At 36.1% G+C, this 11,323-nt stretch carries 14 protein-coding genes; 6 read left to right on the forward strand and 8 right to left on the reverse strand.

The features are described 5' to 3' along the window. Window positions 1–15: 15 nt before the first annotated feature. Genes ACIFOT_RS27645 through azlC form a run of 3 tightly spaced genes read right to left on the reverse strand, consistent with a single transcriptional unit; the run spans window position 16 to window position 1,546 of the window. Window positions 16–471: a PaaI family thioesterase gene (locus ACIFOT_RS27645; protein WP_430070735.1), complete on the reverse strand. Its 456-nt coding sequence runs from the start codon at window positions 469–471 to the stop codon at window positions 16–18. 32 nt (window positions 472–503) lie between these two features. Further along, window positions 504–836 (reverse strand): branched-chain amino acid transporter permease, encoded by a 333-nt coding sequence (locus ACIFOT_RS27650; protein WP_430070738.1) that lies wholly within the window; start codon window positions 834–836, stop codon window positions 504–506. Next, window positions 833–1,546: an azaleucine resistance protein AzlC gene (gene azlC, locus ACIFOT_RS27655; protein WP_430070741.1), complete on the reverse strand. Its 714-nt coding sequence runs from the start codon at window positions 1,544–1,546 to the stop codon at window positions 833–835. The genes ACIFOT_RS27650 and azlC overlap by 4 nt, the downstream gene beginning before the upstream one ends. 256 nt (window positions 1,547–1,802) lie before the next feature. On the opposite strand from azlC, the gene ACIFOT_RS27660 reads away from it, so the two are divergent. The 4 genes from ACIFOT_RS27660 to ACIFOT_RS27675 all read left to right on the forward strand — a co-directional run bounded on the left by ACIFOT_RS27660 (window position 1,803) and on the right by ACIFOT_RS27675 (window position 5,976). Continuing rightward, window positions 1,803–3,224, forward strand: coding sequence for a PLP-dependent aminotransferase family protein (locus tag ACIFOT_RS27660; protein ID WP_430070744.1), 1,422 nt, complete (start codon window positions 1,803–1,805; stop codon window positions 3,222–3,224). Window positions 3,225–3,494: 270 nt separating this feature from the next. Then, entirely contained in the window at window positions 3,495–4,388 is an 894-nt protein-coding gene (locus tag ACIFOT_RS27665; RefSeq protein WP_430070747.1) for a DMT family transporter, read from the forward strand. 299 nt (window positions 4,389–4,687) lie between these two features. Further along, window positions 4,688–5,476, forward strand: coding sequence for an alpha/beta fold hydrolase (locus ACIFOT_RS27670; protein ID WP_430070750.1), 789 nt, complete (start codon window positions 4,688–4,690; stop codon window positions 5,474–5,476). Between the two features lie 2 nt (window positions 5,477–5,478). Then, the gene (locus ACIFOT_RS27675) at window positions 5,479–5,976 is read left to right on the forward strand and encodes a phosphatase PAP2 family protein (protein WP_430070753.1); all 498 of its coding nucleotides are present in this window, start codon (window positions 5,479–5,481) and stop codon (window positions 5,974–5,976) included. 68 nt (window positions 5,977–6,044) lie between these two features. Here ACIFOT_RS27675 and ACIFOT_RS27680 read toward each other — a convergent pair whose 3' ends face one another. Beyond that, complete coding sequence (locus ACIFOT_RS27680) at window positions 6,045–6,596, reverse strand: RDD family protein (RefSeq protein ID WP_430070755.1); 552 nt, start codon at window positions 6,594–6,596, stop codon at window positions 6,045–6,047. A gap of 266 nt (window positions 6,597–6,862) precedes the next feature. After that, window positions 6,863–7,612 carry a hypothetical protein gene (locus tag ACIFOT_RS27685; protein WP_430070758.1) on the reverse strand — a complete coding sequence of 250 codons (750 nt, stop codon included), beginning with the start codon at window positions 7,610–7,612 and terminating at the stop codon, window positions 6,863–6,865. Window positions 7,613–8,353: 741 nt separating this feature from the next. Here ACIFOT_RS27685 and ACIFOT_RS27690 point away from each other — a divergent pair. Then, a complete protein-coding gene (locus tag ACIFOT_RS27690) occupies window positions 8,354–9,136 on the forward strand; it encodes a GDSL-type esterase/lipase family protein (protein ID WP_430070760.1) in 783 nt (260 codons plus the stop codon). Window positions 9,137–9,255: 119 nt separating this feature from the next. On the opposite strand, the gene ACIFOT_RS27695 is transcribed toward ACIFOT_RS27690, so the two are convergent. The 3 genes from ACIFOT_RS27695 to ACIFOT_RS27705 form a co-directional block, all read right to left on the reverse strand. Next, a complete protein-coding gene (locus ACIFOT_RS27695) occupies window positions 9,256–9,399 on the reverse strand; it encodes a hypothetical protein (protein ID WP_430070763.1) in 144 nt (47 codons plus the stop codon). A gap of 250 nt (window positions 9,400–9,649) precedes the next feature. Further along, window positions 9,650–10,249 (reverse strand): pyridoxamine 5'-phosphate oxidase family protein, encoded by a 600-nt coding sequence (locus tag ACIFOT_RS27700; RefSeq protein WP_430070766.1) that lies wholly within the window; start codon window positions 10,247–10,249, stop codon window positions 9,650–9,652. A 185-nt stretch (window positions 10,250–10,434) separates the two neighbouring features. Continuing rightward, a complete protein-coding gene (locus ACIFOT_RS27705) occupies window positions 10,435–10,881 on the reverse strand; it encodes an NUDIX hydrolase (protein WP_430070770.1) in 447 nt (148 codons plus the stop codon). Window positions 10,882–11,048: 167 nt separating this feature from the next. Here ACIFOT_RS27705 and ACIFOT_RS27710 point away from each other — a divergent pair. Continuing rightward, on the forward strand, window positions 11,049–11,323 hold a 275-nt coding region (locus ACIFOT_RS27710), incomplete at its 3' end, for a site-specific integrase (protein WP_430070772.1).

An 11,323-nucleotide genomic window follows, 5' to 3' on the forward strand; every position in this document is an offset into this window, starting at 1 on the left:
CGGTTTTATTAATACTCAAACTTGCTCATCAAGATCGATAAAATAATGGTCCTTACGATAGGACACTGCTTCCATGGTTGCTATTAGATTTTTTTCATGATAAATATCGATTCGATAGAATCCGGTACGATAGTTTCGTTTAATCTCAGTTGCACAGGCCACTATCTTGTCTCCAGGTTTAGCTGCTTCAATAAACTTGATGGTGGTAGAGAGTCCTACCGAGGTTTTTCCATACGCATTACAGGCTACCGAAAATGCATGGTCGGCTAAAGCATAAATAACTGCTCCGTGTACTGTTCCATATGCATTTACCATATGACTTTGCACATCTAGCATTGCTTCTGCAAAACCTGACTCAAATTTTGTTAACTGAATGCCTAAAGACTGAGCAAACGGATCGTTTTTAACTTGCTTATAAATTTGTTCGTAGTGTTGTTCATAAATTTGATACTCATCAATTTTATTCTTCACAATTACCCACCCCTTGAATTTTTTGCATTGGATTAAAAAATCATTTGAACCAAAATCATGTAAATAATTGTTCCCCCTGCTATTGAAAGAAGCATCTGTTTCTTCCATATGTGAAGCAGAGCAACTACCGCTACTCCAATAAATTCAGGAATACCATGGCTTCTAGATAGTAAACTTACATCCTTAAAACAATAAATGACCAAAAGCCCGATGACCGCCGATGGCAGCACTTTTCCGAGATACTGTACATAATTCGGTGTGGGTTTACCTGATGGGAAAACGATGAATGGAAGAAACCTTGTAAGCATTGTCCCTAAAACAACCATGGTAACCATAATAATCTGCTGAATTACATTCATCGTCATATCGCCTTAGCCTCAACTTTCTCCAATGACTTTCTAGACAGGGTAAGGAGCCCTAAAATTGCTATCATAGCAGGGATAAGAAAAGAATTTCCTCCAAAAATAATTAGACAGACAATTGAAGCTCCCAGACCTACGAGTGAACTTATATGTTTTTCTTCCTTCATCCATTGTTCAATAAAGATAACCACAAAAAGAGAAGTCATGACAAAATCGAGCCCTTCTGTATTGAACTTGATAAAAGAACCAAAAATGCCTCCAAGAGTTGCACCCAATACCCAATAGAAATGATTAAGCAGGGTAACAAAGAACATAACCCAGCCTTTATCGACATTCATCGGAACATTAATCGTATTATTGATCGCAAAAGATTCGTCGCAAAGTCCAAAAATCATATACCACTTTTTCTTCCCCACTCCACCATACTTATTAAGCATTGAAATGCCATAAAACAAATGTCGTGCATTCACCATCAAAGTTAGAAAAAGAGCATTAATCGGATTGAATGCTCCAATTAAAAAATTTGCTGCAACAAACTCCATTGAACCTGCAAAAATTGTGAAACTCATCAAAATTGGATAAATTGCACTGAAACCCAATGAATTCATATAGATTCCATAAGCAATTCCTAAGAAAACAAATCCTGCTAAAATGGGGACTGTGTACGGAAAAGCTACACGGAATGCAATCCATAATTGATTTCTTTTTTTCATCCTAATTCACATCCTAGATGTCTAAATTTTCTTTAATTTAACATACAAATTCCATACAAAAAACAAGATAATTGTATGTATTACAATTATCTTAATAAAGAAAAAATCCCCTCATTTTATAAAAATGGGGGCACAGATAGATGTTTTCTCTTTAAATAAAGCAAAGTCGGTTTAAAACACCGTTCTAACAATTCAACATTAGAATTCCATACAAAAAATGATATGATTGTATGGAATATGATATTAGAGGTGTAGTATGCCGGTAAATTCATTTGAAAATTATCCAATGTCTTGGAAACCTGATAAGAAAGCCTTAAAACGTCCTTATTATAAATCTCTTGCATCATTACTTGAACAGGATATAATAAATGGCTATTTAGCACCCGGGACAAAGTTACCTCCGCAACGAGAGTTAGCAGATTTTCTAGACATAAATTTCACCACTATTACCCGTGCCTACAAAATATGTGAGGTAAAGGGATTAATTTATGCCGTTACGGGAAGTGGAACCTTCGTAGCTCCTAATGCCGCCCGTTCCATAACCATTTCCAAGGATAAAACGGCCAACCTCATTGAGCTTGGATTTGTGGCATCTTTTGAGCAAACCAATGCTATTGTAAAAGACATTATCCCAAATGTTGTGGAGAAAAAATATTTGGAACAGCTACTGAATTACAACGATCCAACTGGCATTCCACATCAAAAAACGGCTGCTCTAAACTGGATGGAATCTTTTGGTATTCACACTGACCAAGAGCACACAGCCATTGTTTCTGGTACCCAAAATGCGTTAGCTATTGCCTTGACTGCTTTGTTTGAGCCTGGTAATAGAATTGCAACCGATATTTACACTTTTTCGAATTTTATCGATTTGGCAAAAATGTATCATATTCAATTAGTCCCCATTCTTGGAGACCAGTTTGGTATGCTACCAGGCGAACTAGAGAAGCAGTGCTGCCAAATAAATATTCATGGGATTTTCCTGATGCCCTCTTGCAGTAATCCTACCACAGTTAGGATTACAGAGTTTCGAAAGCAAGAATTAGCTGAGGTCATCCGTAAGCATCGATTAATTTTGATAGAGGATGATATACATGCGTTTCTGACGGCTGGTATTCTTTCCGATTACCAGCAGCCAATGTTCAATATACTTCCAGAACAGACGGTATATATTTGTGGTACCTCTAAGTCCATTTGTTCAGGATTAAGAGTCGCCTATATGGTCTATGGGGATGCCTTACGTGAGAAAATTTTGCGGGCAATTTTTAACATCAATGTGAAAACTTCTTCTTTAGATGCAGAGGTGATCACAGAACTCATTTTGACAGGGAAAGCTCATGAAATTATTACTGAAAAGAAACAGCTGGCACAGTCTGTGAATGATATTTATTCGGAATATTTTCCTTTAGAAAAGAATGTTGGACATCCACTTAGTTTTTATCGTTGGCTTCCAATTCAGGGGCATAACGATGCGTTCCATTTGGAAACGGAATTGAAGAGTTACGGTATTCGAGTTTTTCATTCTGATCGTTTTTTGAGCGGACAGACCACCGTTGAAAAGTATTTACGTATTGCCCTTTCTTCTACAAACTCTTTAGATGAGTTAAAAATGGGATTAAAAATATTAAAACAGTATCTCACAAAAAATGAATCCTCAGTTTATAGCAGAAATTTATAACAAATTATGGCAGATAGAACTATAACTCTTGCATTAAGTTAGTTCACTAAACAATTATTTAGTATAATTGATAATATCAATATGTTAATGGAAATAGGGGGATTATTATGCCATTTTCAAATACAAATTCATACAATTGGAAGCCATTTTCAACTTCACCGCCACCATCGTTTACTCCAGATGTTGAAACCGAACTGTATATGCTTATATTAAAAACAGATTAAGAATCTGCGAAATATAAGCTGTTTCGCAGATTCGAAGGAGTAAACGATGAAATCTAACATTCAGTTTATATTATCAATGATTATTTTCGGTACAATTGGTTTAGTTGTAAGATACATTGATTTATCTTCGAGTGAAACAGCTTTACTAAGTAGTTCAATCGGATGCTTATTTTTAATGTTCGTATTTTTTGTGATGAAAAAATCCATTCCGTGGAAATTAGTGAAAGCCAATGCTTCCGTCTTATTTCTTTCTGGTATTGCATTAGGAGGGAATTGGATTTTCCTGTACCGATCCTACGAATATACAACAGTCACTAATGCAACATTAGCCTATTACTTTGCACCTGTGTTTGTCATGATTCTCTCACCAATTATCCTTAAAGAACAATTACCTATCAAAAAGATTGTTTGTATTGGTGTCGCGATAATAGGTATGTTATTGATTGTTGGAAATGGCATAAGTGCATCTGGAAAAAGTGATCTACTTGGGATCTTTTTTGGGTTAGTTGCAGCTGCATTTTACGCTGCATTACTGTTATTGAATAAATTTATCCAAAACATAGCCAAGTTAGAGATTACAATCATCCAACTTGGAACAACTGCTTTACTTCTCTTGCCCTATGTGCTTTTTACGGAAGGATTCGGTATCTTGGAAGTTTCAGGATCATCCATTCCCTTTATCATACTGTTAGGGATTGTTAACACTGGTATTGGATTTTGGTTATTTTTCTCTGGTATGCAAAAGTTAAAGGGACAAAGTATTGCTATGCTAAGCTATGTAGATCCATTTGTAGCAATACTGATTTCAGGGGTAATCTTACAAGAACAAATGACTATTATTCAAATGTTTGGCGGGGCATTGCTTTTAGGTTCCACATTTGTTAGCGAAAATCAATCAATAAAATTTTCAAAACCATTAATGAAAAAACCAGCTAAATAACGTAATTGTAATAAAAAATGACAGGGTGTAATTTATTTCGTTAGATTTCATACCTGTCATTTTTTATCTTCTTTATTTTATAATCAAATTTCCCCTACTCCGCTAGTCTTATTTTTTAAGATGTAAATCGTACCTTTATCAAATCCTTTATATAGGTAACAGCCTCAAATTGCTAATTGTGGTTACCTACACATCTATTTCTTCATTTACCAATCCGATACAATAGTTTATTTTTGTATGATTCAACAAAAATGCCAAATAATAAATGAGTGCATGGTTTAATTAATTGAGGTGATATTATGCCAATCCTCGAAGTTGATGAAAGCAGCCTTTATTACTCTGTTAAAGGAAATGGGATCCCTATCATTTTTATTCATCCGCCTGTTCTCACTTCCACAAACTTCATATATCAGATAGAAGAACTATCCAGGTATTTCCAGGTCATTACCTTTGATATACGGGGACATGGAAGGAGTCCTTTTTCAATCAAACCCGTTACTTATCCACTCATCGTAGAGGATATAAAAAAACTAATGAACCATTTGGGCATTAAACAAGCATTTTTATGTGGCTATTCAACAGGAGCATCTATCCTATTGGAATTTTTGTTATCAACATTAACAGGGCATATTTTAGGTGGAATCATTATTAGTGGAATGTCTGAAGTTAGTGACTGGCGTCTAAAAAACAGAATCCTTCTTGCTAAAAACCTTTTAAAGATCGGGGCATTGCCCGCTTTGGCTTGGTCAATATCAAAAAGCAATTCAGATACCGAAGAGTTATTCGAGAAGATTTTACTTGAAGCTAAAAAAGGAGATGCAAGGAATATCTTGCAATACTATGATTACAGTTTGGACTATAACAGTTCGAATCAACTTGAAAGAATCAATAAACCTATTTCCCTCATATATGGCGAAAAGGATAAACCATTTTTTCGTTATGCAAAACAATTACATAGTAAACTTCCTCAAAACGAAATAACCTTTGTTGATGGCATTAAACATCAGCTCCCAACAAAAGCAGCGGGTGAATTGAATAAAATTATTTATCAATTTATTGAGAAAAATTCTAGGAAATGGGGTGAATAAGCTTGGATGTCAAACTATTTCGTGTAATAAATTTACTTTCCGGACGTTATTTGGTTATCGATAAATTAATGATACTTATTTCCTACAAGATCAAATTTGTTTACTTATTTATTTTAGTGATTCTGCTTTTTAGAAAAAGGAATTTATTTAATGAAGCAGTAGTGACTATCGTCATTACATTATTCTTGCATTTTATAACTAAGTTATTTTATTTTAAGCCACGTCCAATTACAGACAGGAGAGTACGAATACTTACTCCCTCTAAAGTCGATTCTTCCTTTCCTAGTAAACATACTTTACTAACTTTTGCCGTTTCAACAGTAGTCTTCTTTTATCAACGCACCGTTGGATCCATTTTGTTGGGGTTCTCGGTTTTAACGGGATTGTCACGAATTTGGATAGGACACCATTATCCCTCTGATATTGCAGGAAGTGCAGTTTTAGGTTCTTTTACAAGTACGATTATTCATAAATTATTACAAATTTCAAAAAGAAAATAGTGCGACATCAAATTTATATGAGTATTGTATGCTATTCAAAATTCAGTGGGTCAATAAATTTTGATCCTCTAGTTTTTGTACTTAACAACCGTTCCTGCGATAGTGTCATAAACAGTCTGTTTATTTTTGTTCATCAAGGGGCTTAACAAATTAATGAATACAAGTCCGTATACCGTTATCAATAATATATTAATTAAATAATCAGGGTAATTAGAAGGTAAGACAATGTGCCAAATCGTAAAATGTGACAGCTCCCATGGGGCAAATTTAAGTGCAGAACGGAAAAGCGAGCGCTTCAGACCGATTGATCGACCATGGACGCCCATTACCAAAATCCCCATTTTTCGTTTTCCCCATGTCGCATGGAATTTCCCTCCTTCACTTATGGAAAAATATAGATAAACAGGTAGTGTAATTAATAGAAATCCGGTAATTTCCGCTGACAAAGAATTTGCTGTAAACAATGGTATCAGCAACGGTCTTGCAAAAAAAGATAGTACGAAAAGCAGCAAGAGGTAACCCAAAATAATAACGTAGTCCCATAAAAAAGCGATGATTCGCGTGCCGAGTGATACGTTTTTTAATCTTTCATTTCGGACCTCCGTTGAATTCACCTCCATCTTCATATTCCTGGACAGTAGTTTCATTTAAGACTATTTGGATATGAAGGATTATATGCAATAATTTGACCAAAATAAAAAAACTCCTTCTTTTTGAAAGAATGGCCGCTTCAAGTGAACAGACGAATACTACTTTGTAAATATTCATCAAAAAGGCCATAGATTATATCCATGGCTTTTTTGATTATTCTCTATGCCTCAACCTTATACCTGACCGTCACCAGTTCAACAATTAGCCACGTTTATTGGCACAGGTCCAATCCATGTTATCCAATTCCTTCTTCGCTATGGTATGCTAGCGCTGCTGGATCAGTATTGCCAAACGTTAGATACCATGGCTCTCCTAATGATCCTCCCTCGGAAGCAGGTGGTACTATTTCATCGAACATCTTACTTTCAACGTCGTATCTCCGTACTGAACCTGTTGTTTCTACACTTCCGCCCGTAATGGGGACAAACAGTTTTCCGTCTGGTCCAAACAAGATTGCCTGGGCGAAGGCGCGAGGCTCGTTGACAGAATAGAGGTCAATCCTGTCCTCATCGAGATATTCGCCCGTTTCGCCATCGAAGACTAGGATTTTGTCTGTGTCCATTACTCCTGGGCGAATTTCTTGGAAACTGGTAATATAGAGTTTGCTTCCGTCTGGATTAAAGACCAATCCTTCCGGACGGTGGAGATTGTTTTCGCTGTTACTTTCAATGAACACATCGAGGAAATCCCCTGTATTCGGGTCGAAGCGCAGCACCCAACCGCTATTCGGATTTGAAATGTCAAAGACAGAAACATACAACAAGCCATCCGGACCAATCACTACACCGCGTGGATAGAACGGCTCACCGAAGCCAGAGTGGTCTAGATTACCAAAAAACACCCCGGTGGTGCCATCATACGTCCGTATTTGTCCCTGTTTGTTCCCATGGTCCATAAAGTCTGCGACAAACAAGACGTTGTCGTCAGAGAGAATAATACCTCGCGGTGCAAACGGGGCGCCATCTTTTTCTTTGGAACTGACCAACTCACCCAGAAACTGCCCGGATTGTCCGCTATACTTCAAAATGTTGCCGTTATTCCTTCGGACGTTCTGATTTGCGACAAGAAGATTATCCTCATGGTCGAAGAGAAGTCCTCGAGGACCACGCAACCCGCCGCTTCCAGGTACGACAAAGGCGCCAAGAAACTGCCCTGTTTCTGGATCGAAAGCCTTTACGGTGTTGTCACTGCCGTCACCGATATAAAGTAGGTCTCGCCCAGTGCTAGAAGGACTGAAGCCCGGCAAACCCTTGTAAATTAAATTATCTTTTTTTTGCAAATACTATCTTTCCTTTTATAAAGTATTTTTTTAAGTAAAAAATAAATTTTTACTTAATTTAACTTATGAGGACAAGAACTTTTTCGAAAGGGACAACCTTACTGATAAATTAACACAAATTCTGTATTCAGGGGGACAAATTCAGATGTATTAATGTAAATGCCCTTCTTTGAAACTAGCAACCAGTGATAGCACAGAAACTAAACTCCAGTTTGTTCAAAATTAAAGACCGTCGTAGCGATCAATAGGTTACAAACCCATGGGGATCCCACCTTCAATTGAAGCACCCGTAAGTGGAACAAGAAAAAGAGTTGCTTCAGCAACTCTTTGTTAAACACAAGCACTTGCTAGTTTAATAATTTGACGGATACAGCTGGACAGTTGCCGTTTCTCATTCTTACTTCGAAAATATTATAGTAATGAATTTATTTAAAGGAGATGATTTATATGTCCGATTCACACAAACACCACCACCACGACTGTTTTCAATATACCGCTCTTGGAAATTCCATTGCATTTGGAGTAGGTGCTTCATTTGGAGTTGGTGCTCTTAAGAATTACGGATATGTTAATTACTTTCGTGACTTCTTGGCAACGTTATTCCCATGTGTGAATTTGATTAATAGTGCCCAACCTGGTTTTAGTAGCAGTGATTTGCTTCAGCAGCTGCAACACAATGACCCAGTCACAAGACAAGCAGTAAAAAAAGCAGATTTAATCACTATTAGTATTGGTGGTGGCGATTTATTGGATTGCTTACCTAAACCCCGCACTGAAATTCCTGCCTGTTTATCAAATGCGGTTGCAGCTTTTGCCCAAAACTGGCCACTAATTATGAAAGAAATTCGAAAAAGTATTCAATCAAATGCAGAAATACTCGTAATGACTGTTTACAACCCTTTCATAGGTGGCACCCCATTTTTTATGCTGGCAGAGCCATTTATACAGGAAATTAATGATGTGATTATAGCAAACCGTTTCACTTTTCATTATAAAGTGGTTGATGTACATGCGGATTTTCTGGGACAATTTACCAATACCACCCAACCGAAGGTCTGTATTTGGACCCATTCCTGTCCATCGCTTGATCCACACCCTACCGACGCAGGTCATTTAGAGATTGCTCGCTTGCATGAATTAAAATACCTTAAAAATCATCCGGACAAGCTACATCTTGTAGATGATGATGATCAATGCAGTGACGACAGCAGCAACGAAAGTAGTGACTAACAACTTAAATTAAAAGTAGGATCAGACCGCCTAATTTTTATAGTGCGGTCAATAGTTGGAATAGATCTTAAGGAGCCTTTTAACTTTATCTAACCAATTAAAGGGAATCATGTTTTTGATTATAACGTTTTTTTCAATTTCTGAACTTCAACAAGTTCTATTTTATAATTTTCAATTTGTTGTATTTCACAATATCCACTCTCATAAATCCATTTAATTTTATACATTTCACCAGCAAATATAACAATATCATCAATATACAATTGTGGAACCCCCTGCAAGCACTCTATATTTTCAAATAATTATAACTAAACAGATGGTTTCTGTAATTTGGGGGAATTGCCTACAATTAATCTTAATTCACTAAGCAAACTGTTATTGAATAACAAAAAATCCACAAATAATAAAAACCGTCGCCTACTGCCATGTTAGCACAAGAAGAAAGCTGCCAAAAATGGCAGCTCGTTCTTTAACTCTAGCACCCCTTAGTTTAAGTGCATTTCTTCACAAGTTTTATTGTTTCATACTTTGTTTTGTCTTGAAGAAATCCCCACCCTTTTGTTTTTCATCATCAGTTCCCCAATATATTTTTTTGTTCATTTGTTGTAGTCTCGGGATATGTTTTGAACAGTGAATATACGCTTCATCAACTTTTACCATAACCCACCGTTCAGGTTTGTTTCCTTCTTTTTCTTCAATATCATTTATTATCTCTTCATGAATATTAAATGAGCTTATTTGATTATTTTCTATAATAGCTGCCTTACCATTAACATGTAACCCTATGTTATTCTCAAAAAAATCTATAAACATTAGTCCTATATGGGGATTTTCTATGATGTTACCTAAACTTGCCATAACACCATTCCCTTTATATTCGGGATAAATTATTGTTTTATCATCAATAACACGTACAAAACCTGTTGAGCCAGCCCTAAAAGAGGAGTCACAGTTTCCATTAGAATCAGCCGTTGCTATGAACATCATACCTTGTTTCGATATAAACTCTGTCATCTTATTGTTTAGGTAGTTAAGCATTTGATTTTCATAAAAAGAGGATGCTCTCTTGGTTGTTCCACACTGTTCTTGAAGTAAATTTTCTCCTCTTGACATCGTCCAACATCCTTTTCAATAATTTGTCTATTATTTTAACACATAGTTTAACGAAATTTAGATATTGTTAAATTTCAAAGTATTGTGCTTATTGAAGTAATCTGCCACTTTAGTTGAATAACAAAAAAGCCGCCAGATATAGCAGCTCAATCGAACTTTTGCACCCAATAGGTGAGCAAGATATCCTAATAAAAATATTTTTCAATAATTAACTTCGCTCTTTCATCAATTTGGGAAGGTAACTCGTTGAGGGAAAAATATTTTAAATCCAAACTTTCACCATCATTCATAGCTAACTCACCACTTGTTTCTTCTGCCAAGTAAACACATATAACGTTGTAGACTTCATCACCGTTAGGATATTTAAAATATAGATTACTTCCCGACAAAATATCAATAAACTTTAATCTTATTGCTTTCAAGCCCGTTTCCTCAAAGAGTTCACGCTCAGCGGTCTCCTCTAATGTTTCGCCAATTTCCATTGCCCCACCTGGCAACCCCCATTCTTTTGTGTCGGAACGGTGTTGAAATAAAATCTCTTTTTTATCATTCATAACAATTATAGTAGCACCCACCAAAATTAATGGTCTGTTTCCGATTAGTTCTCGTATTTCCTTTGTGTACTCAGCCATTATTTTCTCACCCCTGTTGATAAAGACTGTTAAATTAATTCTCCTCTTATATACGAATGTCCTTCTTGAATTAACCTGCCCCGATAGTTGAACAGAATCTCCCGTTTCAATTTCGAGAATGAAGTCAATAATTCCTCTAAAAAAGAAAATTTAGGGAGAGATGTATTTTGTTATTATCAAAGGCATGGGAAACATATGAATCGGATAAACGAATTGAAGGATTTTCTCCACAAACATTAAAAGCATATAAACTCCAAGCCACATTACTTATTAGATATTTTAAGGATGTTAAACTTAATACTATAACCACAGCTCAACTTAAAGAATACCTTGCAAAGTCAAGCGAAACCTTAAAACCTTCAAGTTTGGCTCACCGAATACGTTTTATGAAATCATTATTTCGTTGGTCACATGAGGAGGGTCATATTTCAAAAAATCCCGC

This window comes from Neobacillus sp. NRS-1170 (assembly GCF_050468025.1).